General features: G+C 71.5%; 15 protein-coding genes. All 15 read left to right on the top strand.

Features of this window, described 5'->3' with window-relative positions:
* Window positions 1-151 precede the first annotated feature (151 nt).
* The 15 genes from pgsA (at window position 152) to TNCT1_RS29625 (ending at window position 15,361) form a co-directional block, all read left to right on the top strand.
* A complete protein-coding gene (gene pgsA / locus TNCT1_RS29700) occupies window positions 152-880 on the top strand; it encodes a phosphatidylinositol phosphate synthase (RefSeq protein ID WP_143638275.1) in 729 nt (242 codons plus the stop codon).
* Window positions 877-1,785 (top strand): phosphatidylinositol mannoside acyltransferase, encoded by a 909-nt coding sequence (locus TNCT1_RS29695; RefSeq protein WP_143638213.1) that lies wholly within the window; start codon window positions 877-879, stop codon window positions 1,783-1,785. The genes pgsA and TNCT1_RS29695 overlap by 4 nt, the downstream gene beginning before the upstream one ends.
* Window positions 1,782-2,942 (top strand): glycosyltransferase family 4 protein, encoded by a 1,161-nt coding sequence (locus tag TNCT1_RS29690; RefSeq protein WP_143638211.1) that lies wholly within the window; start codon window positions 1,782-1,784, stop codon window positions 2,940-2,942. The genes TNCT1_RS29695 and TNCT1_RS29690 overlap by 4 nt, the downstream gene beginning before the upstream one ends.
* A 47-nt stretch (window positions 2,943-2,989) precedes the next feature.
* Window positions 2,990-3,541 (top strand): LemA family protein, encoded by a 552-nt coding sequence (locus TNCT1_RS29685; RefSeq protein WP_143638209.1) that lies wholly within the window; start codon window positions 2,990-2,992, stop codon window positions 3,539-3,541.
* A gap of 127 nt (window positions 3,542-3,668) precedes the next feature.
* Window positions 3,669-4,574 carry a pyridoxal 5'-phosphate synthase lyase subunit PdxS gene (pdxS, locus tag TNCT1_RS29680; protein WP_143638207.1) on the top strand — a complete coding sequence of 302 codons (906 nt, stop codon included), beginning with the start codon at window positions 3,669-3,671 and terminating at the stop codon, window positions 4,572-4,574.
* 13 nt (window positions 4,575-4,587) lie between these two features.
* Window positions 4,588-5,193, top strand: a complete 606-nt coding sequence (gene pdxT, locus TNCT1_RS29675; protein WP_143638205.1) for a pyridoxal 5'-phosphate synthase glutaminase subunit PdxT — start codon at window positions 4,588-4,590, stop codon at window positions 5,191-5,193.
* Between the two features lie 48 nt (window positions 5,194-5,241).
* Window positions 5,242-5,994 (top strand): YebC/PmpR family DNA-binding transcriptional regulator, encoded by a 753-nt coding sequence (locus tag TNCT1_RS29670; RefSeq protein WP_143638203.1) that lies wholly within the window; start codon window positions 5,242-5,244, stop codon window positions 5,992-5,994.
* A gap of 136 nt (window positions 5,995-6,130) precedes the next feature.
* Window positions 6,131-6,670, top strand: a complete 540-nt coding sequence (gene ruvC / locus TNCT1_RS29665) for a crossover junction endodeoxyribonuclease RuvC (protein ID WP_143638201.1) — start codon at window positions 6,131-6,133, stop codon at window positions 6,668-6,670.
* Window positions 6,667-7,272, top strand: a complete 606-nt coding sequence (gene ruvA / locus TNCT1_RS29660; RefSeq protein ID WP_143638199.1) for a Holliday junction branch migration protein RuvA — start codon at window positions 6,667-6,669, stop codon at window positions 7,270-7,272. Before ruvC ends, ruvA begins: the two co-directional genes overlap by 4 nt.
* A 28-nt stretch (window positions 7,273-7,300) precedes the next feature.
* Window positions 7,301-8,371: a Holliday junction branch migration DNA helicase RuvB gene (gene ruvB, locus TNCT1_RS29655; protein WP_143638197.1), complete on the top strand. Its 1,071-nt coding sequence runs from the start codon at window positions 7,301-7,303 to the stop codon at window positions 8,369-8,371.
* Between the two features lie 164 nt (window positions 8,372-8,535).
* Window positions 8,536-9,033: a preprotein translocase subunit YajC gene (gene yajC / locus TNCT1_RS29650; RefSeq protein ID WP_143638195.1), complete on the top strand. Its 498-nt coding sequence runs from the start codon at window positions 8,536-8,538 to the stop codon at window positions 9,031-9,033.
* Window positions 9,034-9,173: 140 nt separating this feature from the next.
* Window positions 9,174-10,949, top strand: coding sequence for a protein translocase subunit SecD (secD, locus tag TNCT1_RS29645; RefSeq protein ID WP_174266496.1), 1,776 nt, complete (start codon window positions 9,174-9,176; stop codon window positions 10,947-10,949).
* A gap of 3 nt (window positions 10,950-10,952) precedes the next feature.
* Entirely contained in the window at window positions 10,953-12,062 is a 1,110-nt protein-coding gene (gene secF / locus TNCT1_RS29640; RefSeq protein ID WP_143638191.1) for a protein translocase subunit SecF, read from the top strand.
* On the top strand, window positions 12,059-12,607 hold the full coding sequence (locus TNCT1_RS29635; protein WP_143638189.1) for an adenine phosphoribosyltransferase: 549 nt from the start codon (window positions 12,059-12,061) through the stop codon (window positions 12,605-12,607). Before secF ends, TNCT1_RS29635 begins: the two co-directional genes overlap by 4 nt.
* 240 nt (window positions 12,608-12,847) lie before the next feature.
* Window positions 12,848-15,361 carry a bifunctional (p)ppGpp synthetase/guanosine-3',5'-bis(diphosphate) 3'-pyrophosphohydrolase gene (locus TNCT1_RS29625; RefSeq protein ID WP_143638185.1) on the top strand — a complete coding sequence of 838 codons (2,514 nt, stop codon included), beginning with the start codon at window positions 12,848-12,850 and terminating at the stop codon, window positions 15,359-15,361.
* Window positions 15,362-15,405 lie beyond the last annotated feature (44 nt).

The following is a 15,405-nucleotide window of genomic DNA, read 5'->3' as shown; positions in this document are numbered from 1 at the left end:
GACCCGCGTGCTGCGGCGGCTCCGGCGACGCCCGCGGTCCTTCGAGCTTTCCACTCCCGTAACGCCCCGTCCATACGAACGGCCGCGAAGCGGCCACGGGGGCGCGGGCTCGTGGGTGCCCGCCCGTCACTCACGCGCACGCGTGACTACGATGGGCCAGCCGGAGGCCACCAGGGCCACGGCGACAACGACCGTCGGGAAGGCCATGCTGAACAAGTACGCGCGTGCATTCTTCACGCGTGTCCTCACACCGTTCGCCGCGTTTCTGATCCGCCGGGGCGTCAGCCCCGACACGGTCACGCTCATCGGCACCGCCGGTGTGATGGCGGGCGCGCTGGTCTTCTACCCCCGGGGGGAGTTCTTCTGGGGCACGGTCGTGATCACGCTCTTCGTCTTCTCCGATCTGGTCGACGGCAACATGGCCCGCCAGCTCGGCCGCTCCAGCCGCTGGGGCGCCTTCCTGGACTCCACCCTGGACCGGGTGGCCGACGGCGCGATCTTCGGCGGCCTCGCGCTGTGGTACGCGGGCAACGGCGACGACAACGTCCTGTGCGCCGTCACGATCTTCTGCCTGGCCAGCGGCCAGGTGGTCTCCTACACCAAGGCGCGCGGCGAGTCGATCGGGCTGCCGGTCGCCGTCAACGGGCTCGTCGAACGCGCCGAGCGGCTGGTGATCTCGCTGGTCGCGGCCGGTTTCGCGGGCCTGCACAAGTTCGGTGTGCCGGGCATCCAGTGGCTGCTGCCGATCGCCCTGTGGATCGTCGCCGTGGGCAGCCTCGTCACGCTCGTCCAGCGGGTCGTCACCGTCCGCCGCGAGTCCGCCGAGGCCGAGGCGGCGGCCGGGGAGAGCGCCGCCCCGGGGAGGGAGGCGGCCAAGTGAGCACCGCGGACCGGCTCACCGACGCGCTCTACGGGCTCGGCTGGAGCACCGTCAAGAACCTCCCCGAACCCGTCGCGGTCCGCCTCGGCCGCACCATCGCCGACCTCGCCTGGAAGCGGCGCGGCAAGGGCGTACAGCGCCTGGAGGCCAACTACGCGCGCGTGGTGCCCGGCGCCGGTCCCGAGCGGCTGGCCGAACTCTCGCGCGCGGGCATGCGGTCCTACCTGCGCTACTGGATGGAGTCCTTCCGGCTCCCCGCCTGGAGCCCCGAACGCGTCAGGACCGGCTTCCAGCCCAAGGACCTCCACCACCTGACCGACGGGCTCGCCTCCGGCCGCGGCGTGATCCTCGCGCTGCCGCATCTGGCCAACTGGGACCTGGCCGGCGCCTGGGTCACCACCGAGCTGCGGACCCCGTTCACCACGGTCGCCGAGCGGCTGAAGCCCGAGACCCTCTACGACCGCTTCGTCGCCTACCGCGAGGGCCTCGGCATGGAGGTGCTCCCGCACAGCGGCGGCTCGGCCTTCGGCACCCTCGCCCGGCGGCTGCGCGACGGCGGACTGGTCTGCCTGGTCGCCGACCGCGACCTGTCCGCTTCCGGCACCGAGGTGGACTTCTTCGGCGACCGGGCCCGGATGCCCGCGGGACCGGCCCTGCTGGCCCAGCAGACCGGCGCGCTGCTGCTGCCCGTCACCCTCTGGTACGACGACTCCCCGGTCATGAAGGGCCGCGTGCATCCCCCGATCGAGGTACCGCCGTCGGGTACCCGCGCCGAGAGGACGTCCGCCATGACACAGTCGCTGGCCGACGCCTTCGCCACCGGGATCGCCGAGCACCCGGAGGACTGGCACATGCTCCAGCGTCTGTGGATCGCCGACCTGGACCCCACGAAGGGACCCTCGTGAGAATCGGGATCGTCTGCCCGTACTCCTGGGACGTGCCCGGCGGCGTCCAGTTCCACATCCGCGACCTGGCCGAGTACTTCATTCGCCTCGGCCACGAGGTGTCCGTCCTCGCGCCCGCCGACGACGACACCCCGCTGCCGCCGTACGTAGTCTCGGCCGGCCGCGCGGTGCCCGTGCCGTACAACGGCTCGGTGGCCCGGCTGAACTTCGGGTTCCTGTCCGCCGCGCGGGTGCGCCGCTGGCTGCACGAGGGCGCGTTCGACGTGGTCCACATCCACGAGCCGACCTCCCCCTCGCTCGGCCTGCTCACCTGCTGGGCGGCCCAGGGCCCCATCGTGGCCACCTTCCACACCTCCAACCCCCGCTCGCGCGCGATGATCGCCGCCTACTCGATCCTGCAGGCCGCGCTGGAGAAGATCAGCGCGCGGATCGCGGTGAGCGAGTACGCCCGCCGCACCCTGGTGGAGCACCTGGGCGGGGACGCGGTGGTCATCCCCAACGGCGTCGACGTCGACTTCTTCGCCGGGGCCGAGCCGAGGCCCGAGTGGCAGGGCGACACCATCGGCTTCATCGGCCGCATCGACGAGCCCCGCAAGGGCCTGCCGGTGCTGATGCGGGCGCTGCCGGCGATCCTGGCCGCCCGCCCGCGGACCAGGCTGCTGGTCGCGGGGCGCGGCGACGAGGAGGCCGCCGTCGAGGACCTGCCGGCCGAGCTGCGCCCGCGGGTGGAGTTCCTCGGCATGATCAGCGACGCGGACAAGGCCCGCTTCCTGCGCAGCGTCGACCTGTACGTCGCGCCCAACACCGGCGGCGAGAGCTTCGGCATCATCCTGGTCGAGGCCATGTCGGCGGGCGCCCCCGTCCTCGCCTCCGACCTGGACGCCTTCGTCCAGGTCCTCGACCGGGGCAAGGCCGGCGAGGTCTTCGCCAACGAGGACGCCGACGCGCTGGCGCGGGCCGCAGTGGACCTGCTGGCCGACCCGGAGCGCCGGGCCGGCCTGCGGGAGCGGGGGAGCGCGCACGTCCGCCGCTTCGACTGGTCGACGGTCGGCGCCGACATCCTGTCGGTGTACGAGACCGTCACGACCGGGACGGCGGCGGTGGCCACGGACGAGCGCCCGGGCCGGCGTGCGCGGTTCGGGCTGGCCCGGGACTGAACCGGAGGGGGCGACGGCGCGCCGCGGCGTCCCGATAGCCTTCGCCCGTGACCGCAACCCTCACCTGGATCCTCGTCGCCCTCGTCGTGCTGATCGCCGTCGGCGTGTACCTGAGCTGGACCGCCGGGCGGCTGGACCGGCTGCACGTGCGCATGGACGCCGCACGCGCCGCGCTCGACGCCCAGTTGCTGCGGCGGGCCTCCGTGGCCCAGGAGCTGGCCACCTCGGGCGTACTGGACCCCGCCGCCTCGATCGTGCTCTACGAGGCCGCGCACGCCGCCCGGCAGGCGGAGGAGGACCAGCGGGAGGTCGCGGAGAGCGAGCTGAGCCAGGCCCTGCGCGCGGTGTTCGAGGACCCGCGGCAGGTCGAGGTCGTCCGGGACGCCCCGGGCGGCGACGCGGCGGCCCACGAGCTGGCCGAGGCGGTGCGCCGCGTGCCCATGGCCCGCCGGTTCCACAACGACGCCGTGGGCGCCGCCCGCAGGCTCCGCGGGCACCGTAAGGTGCGCTGGTTCCGGCTGGCCGGCCACGCCCCCTTCCCGCTGGCCTTCGAGATGGACGACGAGCCGCCCGCGGCCCTGGTGGAACGAGCCGCCTGAACCGGGCGCCGGCGCCCGCCGCCGGACAAAAGGAGCCACCGGGTCGCCATTGGCCCTTGCTGTGGACTGCTCGCCTCGCGTTTCCTCATCGGTGCAGTCACCCTTCTCCACTTCAGTGAGGTCACCCGTGTCCACCATCGACAACCAGGCTCCCGAGACCGGCACCGCCCGTGTGAAGCGCGGCATGGCCGAGCAGCTCAAGGGCGGCGTGATCATGGACGTCGTCACGCCGGAGCAGGCGAAGATCGCTGAGGACGCGGGCGCCGTCGCCGTCATGGCCCTGGAGCGGGTCCCGGCCGACATCCGCAAGGACGGCGGCGTGGCCCGCATGTCCGACCCGGACATGATCGAGGGCATCATCGACGCCGTCTCCATCCCGGTCATGGCCAAGTCCCGCATCGGCCACTTCGTCGAGGCCCAGGTCCTGCAGTCCCTCGGCGTCGACTACATCGACGAGTCCGAGGTCCTCACCCCGGCCGACGAGGTCAACCACTCCGACAAGTGGGCCTTCACCACCCCCTTCGTCTGCGGCGCCACCAACCTGGGCGAGGCCCTGCGCCGCATCGCCGAGGGCGCCGCGATGATCCGCTCCAAGGGCGAGGCCGGCACCGGAAACGTCGTCGAGGCCGTCCGCCACCTGCGCCAGATCAAGAACGAGATCGCCCGCCTGCGCGGCTACGACAACAACGAGCTGTACGCCGCCGCCAAGGAGCTGCGCGCCCCCTACGAGCTCGTCAAGGAGGTCGCCGAGCTGGGCAAGCTCCCGGTGGTCCTCTTCTCCGCCGGCGGTGTGGCCACCCCGGCCGACGCCGCGCTGATGCGCCAGCTCGGCGCCGAGGGCGTCTTCGTCGGCTCCGGCATCTTCAAGTCCGGCGACCCGGCCAAGCGCGCCGCCGCCATCGTGAAGGCCACCACCTTCTTCGACGACCCGAAGATCATCGCGGACGCGTCCCGCAACCTCGGCGAGGCCATGGTCGGCATCAACTGCGACACCCTCCCCGAGACCGAGCGCTACGCCAACCGCGGCTGGTAAGGCACCGGAACACATGAACACCCCCGTCATAGGCGTCCTGGCACTCCAGGGCGACGTACGGGAGCACCTCATCGCCCTGGCCGCGGCCGACGCCGTGGCCAGGCCGGTGCGGCGCCCCGAGGAACTCGCCGAGGTCGACGGCCTCGTGCTGCCCGGCGGCGAGTCCACCACCATCTCCAAGCTGGCCGTCCTGTTCGGAGTGATGGAGCCCCTCCGCGCGCGCGTGCGGGACGGCATGCCCGTCTACGGCACCTGCGCCGGCATGATCATGCTCGCCGACAAGATCCTCGACCCGCGCTCGGGGCAGGAGACCATCGGCGGCATCGACATGATCGTGCGCCGCAACGCCTTCGGCCGGCAGAACGAGTCCTTCGAGGCCGCGGTCGACGTCCGGGGCGTCGCGGGCGATCCTGTGGAGGGCGTCTTCATCCGCGCCCCCTGGGTGGAGTCCGTGGGCGCCGGGACCGAGGTGCTCGCCGAGCACGAAGGCCACATCGTCGCGGTCCGCCAGGGCAACGCGCTCGCCACGTCGTTCCACCCGGAGCTGACCGGCGACCACCGCGTGCACTCCCTGTTCGTCGACATGGTGCGCGCCAACCGGACACCGGAGTCCTTGTAGGATCTCTGGAGTCGTTGCAGAGATGGGTTACGCGAAGGAGACAGGCAGATGTCCGGCCACTCTAAATGGGCCACGACGAAGCACAAGAAGGCCGTGATCGACGCCAAGCGCGGCAAGCTCTTCGCGAAGCTGATCAAGAACATCGAGGTCGCGGCGCGCATGGGCGGCGTCGACCTCGAGGGCAACCCGACGCTCTACGACGCCGTCCAGAAGGCCAAGAAGCAGTCGGTCCCGAACAAGAACATCGACTCCGCCATCAAGCGCGGCGGCGGTCTCGAAGCCGGTGGCGCGGACTACGAGACGATCATGTACGAGGGCTACGGCCCCAACGGTGTCGCGGTGCTCATCGAGTGCCTCACCGACAACCGCAACCGCGCCGCCTCCGACGTCCGGGTCGCCATGACCCGCAACGGCGGCAGCATGGCGGACCCGGGCTCGGTGTCGTACATGTTCAGCCGCAAGGGCGTCGTCATCGTCCCCAAGGGCGAGCTGGGCGAGGACGACGTGCTCGGCGCCGTCCTGGACGCGGGCGCCGAGGAGGTCAACGACCTCGGCGAGACCTTCGAGGTCATCAGCGAGGCCACCGACCTGGTCGCGGTCCGCACCGCCCTCCAGGAGGCCGGCATCGACTACGACTCCGCGGACTCCAGCTTCGTCCCCTCCGTCCAGGTCGAACTGGACGAGGAGGGCGCCAGGAAGATCTTCAAGCTGATCGACGCGCTCGAGGACAGCGACGACGTGCAGAACGTCTTCGCCAACTTCGACGTCAGCGACGAGATCATGGAGAAGGTCGACGCGTAGCCCTGCCGCGGGCTGAGCGGTTCGGCGGGCCGGTGGGACACGTCCACCGGCCCGCCGCCGTTGTCACAGGCAGCGGCTAGCCTGGCGGCATCCGTGGATCACCAGGCGTCCGCGGATGACCAGAGAGGGAGGGCGCGTGCGCGTACTGGGGGTGGACCCCGGCCTGACCCGGTGCGGTGTCGGTGTGGTCGAGGGGGTCGCGGGACGCCCGCTCACCATGCTCGGCGTCGGCGTCGTCAGGACGCCCGCGGACGCCGAACTGGGGCACCGGCTGGTCGCCGTCGAGCAGGGCATCGAGGCCTGGCTGGACGAGCACCGGCCCGAGTTCGTCGCCGTGGAGCGGGTGTTCAGCCAGCACAACGTCCGCACGGTGATGGGCACCGCCCAGGCCAGCGCGGTCGCCATGCTGTGCGCAGCCCGCCGGGGCATCCCGGTCGCCCTGCACACCCCCAGCGAGGTCAAGGCCGCCGTCACCGGCAGCGGCCGCGCCGACAAGGCGCAGGTCGGCGCCATGGTCACCCGGCTGCTCAGGCTCGCCGCGCCGCCCAAGCCGGCCGACGCCGCCGACGCCCTCGCGCTCGCCATCTGCCACATCTGGCGCGCCCCCGCGCAGAACCGACTCCAGCAGGCCGTGGCGCTGCACTCGGCCCACGCGACGAAAGGCCGTACGCCATGATCGCCTTCCTCAGCGGCACGGTCGCCGCGCTCGCCCCCGACGCGGCGGTGATCGAGGTGGGCGGCGTCGGCATGTCCGTCCAGTGCACGCCGAACACGCTCTCCACGCTCCGCCAGGGCCGGCCCGCCAAGCTGCACACCTCGCTGGTCGTCCGGGAGGACTCCCTGACGCTGTACGGCTTCGCCGACGACGACGAGCGCCAGGTCTTCGAGCTGCTCCAGACCGCCAGCGGGGTCGGACCGAGGCTCGCCCAGGCCATGCTCGCCGTCCACACGCCGGACGCGTTGCGCCGGGCCGTCGCCACCGCCGACGAGAAGGCCCTCACCGCCGTGCCCGGCATCGGCAAGAAGGGCGCCCAGAAGCTCCTGCTGGAGCTGAAGGACCGCCTCGGCGAGCCGGTCGGCGCCCCCGCGGTGGGCGCGCCCGTCACCCAGGGCTGGCGGGACCAGCTCCACGCGGCGCTCATCGGCCTCGGGTACGCCACCCGTGAGGCCGACGAGGCCGTCGCCGCCGTGGCCCCCCAGGCCGAGGCCGAGGGCGGCACCCCGCAGGTGGGCCGGCTGCTCAAGGCGGCGCTGCAGACCCTGAACCGCGCCCGCTGACCCACCACACCACCCCGAGGCACACCACATGAACTGGGACGACACGACCGACTCCGCCGCATCCGAGCGGCTGGTGGGCTCCGCCGCCGACCGGGAGGACCAGGCCGTCGAGGCCGCCCTGCGCCCCAAGGACCTCGAGGAGTTCATCGGCCAGGAGAAGGTCCGCGAACAGCTCGACCTCGTCCTGCGCGCCGCACGCGCGCGCGGAGCCACCGCCGACCACGTGCTGCTCTCCGGAGCCCCCGGACTCGGCAAGACCACCCTGTCGATGATCATCGCGGCCGAGATGGGCGCCCCCATCCGCATCACCTCGGGCCCGGCCATCCAGCACGCCGGCGACCTCGCCGCGATCCTCTCCTCGCTCCAGGAGGGCGAGGTCCTCTTCCTCGACGAGATCCACCGCATGTCCCGGCCCGCCGAGGAGATGCTGTACATGGCGATGGAGGACTTCCGCGTCGACGTCATCGTCGGCAAGGGCCCCGGCGCCACCGCCATCCCCCTGGAACTGCCCCCCTTCACCCTGGTCGGCGCCACCACGCGCGCGGGCCTGCTGCCGCCCCCCTTGCGCGACCGCTTCGGCTTCACCGCGCACATGGAGTTCTACGAGCCGCGTGAGCTGGAGCGGGTCGTGCACCGCTCGGCCGGCCTGCTCGACGTCGAGATAGTGCCCGACGGCGCCGCCGAGATCGCCGGCCGCTCCCGCGGCACGCCCCGCATCGCCAACCGCCTGCTGCGCCGCGTCCGGGACTACGCGCAGGTCAAGGCGGACGGCCTGATCACCCGGGAGATCGCCGCGGCCGCCCTCGCCGTCTACGAAGTGGACGCGCGCGGCCTCGACCGCCTCGACCGGGCCGTCCTGGAGGCGCTGCTCAAGCTGTTCGGCGGCGGTCCGGTGGGCCTGTCCACGCTCGCCGTGGCGGTGGGGGAGGAGCGCGAGACGGTCGAGGAGGTCGCCGAGCCCTTCCTGGTGCGGGAGGGCCTGCTGGCCCGCACCCCGCGCGGCCGCGTCGGCACCCCGGCCGCCTGGGCGCACCTCGGTCTGACCCCGCCCCGCTCGGCCGGCGGGGGAACCGGACAACAAGACCTGTTCGGGGCGTGACGGCGAGGGCATTGGCCGGAGCAGGAACCCAGGTGCCATGCTGAGCGTTGTTCCATGCGCGCGGACTCGCTTAGACTCCGCCGATGCCGCCCTTGCGGGCGGCGCCGTCCCACCCCCATCAACAGGCCGCTCACCGCGCGGTCGCGCGAAGGAAACCCCGTCCCGTGAATACCTTGACCCTTCTCCCGTTCATTGTGCTCATCGCGGCCATGTTCCTGATGACGCGCTCGGCCAAGAAGAAGCAGCAGCAGGCCGCGAGCATGCGCAATGAGATGCAGCCCGGCTCCGGCGTTCGCACGATCGGGGGCATGTACGCGACGGTCAAGGAGGTCAGCGAGGACACCGTCCTCCTCGACGCCGGGCCGGGCGTCGAGCTCCTCTTCGCCAAGAACGCGATCGGCGCCGTCCTCACCGACGACGAGTACAACCGGATCGTCCACGGCATCGAGCACGACCTCAAGTCCGACGCCGGCGTCGTCCCGGACGACGCCTCCTCCCTCACCGGTACCGGCGAGACCGACGCTGCCGCCGCCTCCGGCGACAAGGCCGTCGACTTCGGCAAGAAGGACGCCGCCGTGGACGGGGCCGGAGCCGCCGAGGTCGCCGAGGCCAAGACGGACGAAGAGCCGAAGAAGACCGACGGCGACTCCGAGGCGAAGTAGGCACCTCCCGGGGTGTGCGGCGCGGCCCGGCCGTGACCGGCGCACCCCGGGCGCCTCTGTTCGCCGCACGGAGCCCGACACCATGTCATGGCCGACCGCGCCGACCTGGCGCGGCGCGGCCCGAGAGGGAGTACGAGAAGGTGGCAGCACCTAAGAGGGGCCGGAGCGCGAGCGCCCAGAGCAAGCCAGGGCGCTCGCTGGCCCTCATTTTGATCGCCATCGTGGCGCTCACCGGTGGGATGTTCGTCTCCGGGCACACGACACCGCGCCTCGGTATCGACCTCGCCGGTGGTACGAGCATCACGCTCAAGGCGAAGGCCGACCAGGGGTCCGCGATCAACAAGGCCAACATGGACACCGCGGTCGACATCATGAACCGCCGTGTCAACGGTCTGGGTGTCTCCGAGGCGGAGGTGCAGACCCAGGGGGCCGATCACATCATCGTGAACATCCCCAAGGGCACCAACTCCAAGGAGGCCCAGCAGCAGGTCGGCACCACCGCCAAGCTGTACTTCCGCCCGGTGCTCGCCAGCGAGCCCAGCGGCGCCACCCCGGCGAGCCCCTCGCCGAGCGCGTCCTCCAGCGGCGGCGCCTCGCCGAGCCCGTCGGGCTCCGGCAAGGAGAAGGCGTCCTCGTCCTCCTCCGCCTCCCCGACGGCCTCCGCCACCTCGCAGGGCCGCGCGGTCACCGACGCGCTGAAGGCCGATCCCACGCCGTCGGGCTCATCCTCCCCGAGTGCCTCGTCCGGCGCCAAGACCTCCGCCAGCCCGTCCGCCCCGCCCTCCGCCAACCCGGACACCACCAAGCTGCAGGCCCAGTACGCGGCCCTGAACTGCGCCAAGCCCGCCGAGCGCGCCAACGCCGGCACCAACGTCAAGCCCGGCGACCCCACCGTGGCCTGCGGTGAGCGCGACAAGGTCTGGTACAAGTACCTGCTCGGCCCGGCCGGCGTGGACGGCACCGAGGTCAAGAAGGCCCAGGCGGTCTTCGACACCCAGGGCGGCTCCGGCTGGCAGGTCCAGATGACCTTCACCGGCACCGGTTCGAAGAAGTTCGCCGACATCACCGGCCAGCTCTCCAAGAACCAGACCCCGCAGAACGAGTTCGGCATCGTCCTCGACGGTGAGGTCGTCTCCAGCCCGTACGTCCAGACCGCCATCACCGGCGGCCAGGCGGAGATCTCCGGCAGCTTCACGCAGCAGGAGGCCCAGAACCTCGCCAACATGCTGTCCTACGGCGCGCTCCCGCTCTCCTTCAAGGAGGAGACCGTCACCACGGTGACCGCCGCGCTCGGCGGTGAGCAGCTCCGCGCCGGTCTGATCGCCGGTGCGATCGGCCTCGCGCTGGTCGTGATCTACCTGGTCGCGTACTACCGCGGCCTGTCGCTCGTCGCCATGGCGTCCCTGCTGGTCTCCGCGATCCTCACCTACGTGATCATGTCGCTGCTCGGCCCGGCCATCGGCTTCGCGCTGAACCTGCCGGCCGTCTGCGGCGCCATCGTCGCCATCGGCATCACAGCCGACTCGTTCATCGTGTACTTCGAACGCATCCGGGACGAGATCCGCGAGGGCCGCTCGCTGCGCCCCGCCGTCGAGCGGGCCTGGCCGCGCGCCCGGCGCACGATCCTCGTCTCCGACTTCGTGTCCTTCCTCGCCGCCGCCGTGCTGTTCATCGTGACCGTCGGCAAGGTGCAGGGCTTCGCGTTCACGCTCGGTCTGACCACCGTCCTCGACGTGGTCGTCGTTTTCCTCTTCACCAAGCCGCTGATGACGCTGCTCGCCCGCCGCAAGTTCTTCGCCGACGGCCACAAGTGGTCCGGCCTCGACCCGAAGAGCCTGGGTGCCAAGCCGCCGCTGCGCCGCACCCGCCGTCCCGCCGGTCCCGCCGCCGGCCCTGTCGACCCGAAGGAGGCGTGAGCGATGTCGAAACTCGGCAACCTCGGCGCTCGACTGCACCGCGGCGAGATCAGCTACGACTTCGTCGGCAAGCGCAAGATCTGGTACGGCATCTCCATCCTGATCACCATCACGGCCATCGTCGGCCTGGCGGTGCGCGGCCTGAACATGGGCATCGAGTTCCAGGGCGGCGCCGTCTTCACGACGCCGACCAAGATGAGCACGACGGTGGCCCAGGCGGAGGAGTTCGCGACGAGCGCCTCCGGCCACGAGGCCGTCGTGCAGAAGCTCGGCAACGGCAGCCTGCGCATCCAGATCGCCGGCATCGACACCGACAAGTCCGACCAGATCAAGCAGACGCTGGCCCAGGACCTGAAGCTCAATCCCGAGAAGCTCGCCGCCGACCTGGTCGGCCCGAGCTGGGGCGAGCAGATCGCCAGCAAGGCCTGGCAGGGCCTGGCGATCTTCATGGTGCTCGTCGTGATCTACCTGGCCATCGCCTTCGAGTGGCGCATGGCCATCGCGGCCCTCGTCGCGCTGATCCACGACATCACCATCACGACCGGCATCTACGCCCTGGTCGGCTTCGAGGTCACGCCCGGTACGGTCATCGGTCTGCTGACGATCCTCGGTTACTCGCTCTACGACACGGTCGTCGTCTTCGACAGCCTCAAGGAGCAGACGAAGGACATCACCAAGCAGACCCGCTTCACCTACAGCGACATCGCCAACCAGTCGATCAACGGCACGCTGGTCCGCTCCATCAACACCACCGTGGTCGCGCTGCTGCCGGTGGCCGGCCTGCTGTTCATCGGCGGCGGCTTCCTCGGGGCGGGCACCCTGAACGACATCTCGCTGTCGCTGTTCGTCGGCCTCGCGGCCGGCGCGTACTCCTCGATCTTCATCGCCACCCCGCTCGTCGCCGACCTCAAGGAGAGCGAGCCGGCGATGAAGGCGCTCCGCAAGCGCGTCATGGCCAAGCGCGCGCAGGCCGCGGCCGGCGAGGACCTCGTGACGGCCCGGCCCGGCCCGGGCGACGGGCACGAGGACGCGGCACCCGCCGTGGTGGGCCCCCGCGACCAGACCGTCTCCCGCAACCGGGGCCGCGGCCGATCCTCCGGGAAGCGCCGATGACCGAGCTGACCGACATCACGTCGCTGCTGCTCAGCCGCATCCGGGACGTCGCCGACTACCCCGAGCCGGGCGTGATGTTCAAGGACATCACGCCGCTGCTCGCGGACCCCGAGGCGTTCTCCGCGCTGACCGGCGCCCTGGCCCGGGTCGCCGCCGAGACCGGCGCGACCAAGATCGTCGGACTGGAGGCCCGGGGCTTCATCCTGGGCGCGCCGGTGGCGGTCCGCGCGGGCCTCGGCTTCATTCCGGTCCGCAAGGCCGGCAAGTTGCCGGGCGCGACCCTGCGCCAGGCGTACGATCTGGAGTACGGCTCGGCCGAGATCGAGGTGCACGCGGAGGACCTGGCGTCCGGCGACCGGGTGCTGATCGTCGACGACGTCCTGGCCACCGGCGGCACCGCCGAGGCCGCGATCCGGCTCATCCAGCGGGCGGGCGCCGAGGTCTCGGGGCTCGCGGTCCTCATGGAACTGGGCTTCCTCGGCGGCCGGACCCGGCTGGAGCCGGCGCTCGGCGAGGCACCGCTGAGCGCGCTCCTGCGGATCTGACGCCTCCTCGTACAGGACGGCCGTCCCCGGTGTCCCGGGGGCGGCCGTTCGCCGTATGCTCACCCGCCGCACACCTCTGTCCCGCCCCGCGTCCACATCGCGGAATCCCGTGGGAGCCTCTCGCGTTTCACGGGTAGACGGTCCTCACAACCGCCCGCAGGCGATGAGGAGGCGCAGGATCGCTACCATGGGGTCTCCGGAGCCTGACCGGGGGACCCGGAACGCGCACGAGGAGTCCTCTTGCCAGACGAGGCCCAGCCACTGACCGCCGCCAAGCCCGAGCCCGGCTCGGCCCCCGCGGCCAAGCCCGCGCGGAACGTGTCGTCCGCCAAGAACGACACCCGCGGGGCGGTCGAGCACGCCCAGTCCGCGCCCGTCGAGAAGGCAGCCGAGGTCGCCCGCCCCAAACCGGCCCCGCCCGTGCGCCCCGCCGCCGGCCAGCCCGCCCGCTCCGGTTCCTCCAACCGCGTCCGCGCCCGCCTCGCCCGGCTCGGCGTGCAGCGCGCGAACCCGTACAACCCGGTGCTGGAACCGCTGCTGCGGATAGTGCGCAGCAACGACCCCAAGATCGAGAACGCCACGCTCCGCCAGATCGAGCGCGCCTACCAGGTCGCCGAGCGCTGGCACCGGGGGCAGAAGCGCAAGAGCGGCGACCCGTACATCACGCACCCGCTCGCCGTCACCACCATCCTCGCCGAGCTGGGCATGGACCCGGCCACCCTGATGGCGGGGCTGCTGCACGACACGGTGGAGGACACCGAGTACGGCCTGGAGGACCTGCGCCGCGACTTCGGCGACGTGGTCGCCCTGCTCGTCGACGGCGTGACCAAGCTGGACAAGGTCAAGTTCGGCGAGGCCGCACAGGCCGAGACCGTGCGCAAGATGGTCGTGGCGATGGCGAAGGACCCGCGCGTCCTGGTCATCAAGCTCGCCGACCGCCTGCACAACATGCGCACCATGCGCTACCTCAAGCGCGAGAAGCAGGAGAAGAAGGCGCGCGAGACGCTGGAGATCTACGCCCCGCTGGCGCACCGGCTGGGCATGAACACCATCAAGTGGGAGCTGGAGGACCTCGCCTTCGCGATCCTCTACCCCAAGATGTACGACGAGATCGTGCGGCTGGTGGCCGAGCGGGCGCCCAAGCGCGACGAGTACCTCGCCATAGTGACCGACGAGGTCCAGTCCGACCTGCGCGCGGCCCGTATCAAGGCGACCGTCACCGGCCGCCCCAAGCACTACTACAGCGTCTACCAGAAGATGATCGTCCGCGGCCGTGACTTCGCGGAGATCTACGACCTGGTGGGAATCCGTGTGCTCGTCGACACGGTCCGGGACTGCTACGCGGCCCTCGGCACGGTGCACGCGCGGTGGAACCCGGTGCCCGGCCGGTTCAAGGACTACATCGCGATGCCGAAGTTCAACATGTACCAGTCGCTGCACACGACGGTCATCGGACCCAACGGCAAGCCCGTAGAGCTGCAGATCCGCACGTTCGACATGCACCGGCGGGCCGAGTACGGCATCGCCGCGCACTGGAAGTACAAGCAGGAGGCCGTCGCCGGCGCCTCCAAGGTCCGCACGGACGTGCCCAAGGCCTCCGGCAAGGACAAGGACGCCATCAACGACATGGCGTGGCTGCGGCAGCTGCTGGACTGGCAGAAGGAGACCGAGGACCCCGGCGAGTTCCTGGAGTCGCTCCGCTTCGACCTCTCCCGCAACGAGGTCTTCGTCTTCACGCCGAAGGGCGACGTCATCGCGCTCCCGGCCGGGGCGACGCCGGTGGACTTCGCGTACGCCGTCCACACCGAGGTCGGCCACCGCACGATAGGAGCACGGGTCAACGGCAGGCTCGTGCCGCTGGAGTCGACCCTGGACAACGGCGACCTGGTGGAGGTCTTCACCTCCAAGGCGGCCGGCGCCGGCCCGTCCCGCGACTGGCTCGGGTTCGTCAAGTCGCCGCGCGCCCGCAACAAGATCCGGGCCTGGTTCTCCAAGGAGCGCCGGGACGAGGCGATCGAGCAGGGCAAGGACGCCATCGTGCGGGCCATGCGCAAGCAGAACCTGCCCATCCAGCGCATCCTCACCGGCGACTCGCTCGTCACGCTGGCGCACGAGATGCGCTACTCGGACATCTCCGCGCTGTACGCGGCGATCGGCGAGGGCCACGTCTCCGCGCAGAACATCGTCCAGAAGCTGGTGCAGGCCCTCGGCGGCGAGGAGGCGGCCACCGAGGAGATCGACGAGACGGTCCCGCCGGCCCGCGGCCGCGGCCGCAAGCGGCGCTCCAGCGCCGACCCGGGCGTCGTGGTGAAGGGCGTCGACGACGTGTGGGTCAAGCTGGCCCGCTGCTGCACGCCCGTGCCCGGCGACCCGATCATCGGCTTCGTCACGCGCGGCAGCGGTGTGTCGGTCCACCGCACCGACTGCGTCAACGTGGAGTCGCTGTCCCGCGAGCCCGAGCGCATCCTCGACGTCGAGTGGGCGCCCACCCAGTCCTCGGTCTTCCTGGTCGCCATCCAGGTGGAGGCGCTGGACCGCTCCCGGCTGCTGTCGGACGTCACGCGGGTCCTGTCCGACCAGCACGTCAACATCCTGTCCGCCGCCGTGCAGACGTCCCGCGACCGGGTGGCCACCTCCCGCTTCACCTTCGAGATGGGCGACCCCAAGCACCTCGGCCACGTCCTGAAGGCCGTGCGCGGCGTGGAGGGCGTCTACGACGTGTACCGCGTGACCTCGGCGCGCAGCCGCGCCTGACCGGACAAGCCGCACGCGAAAGGGCCCCATACGCCGGTATGGGG

Origin of the sequence: Streptomyces sp. 1-11, assembly GCF_007176755.1 — a bacterium.
Lineage (GTDB): Bacteria > Actinomycetota > Actinomycetes > Streptomycetales > Streptomycetaceae > Streptomyces.
This window is presented reverse-complemented; position numbering and strand designations above follow the sequence as displayed.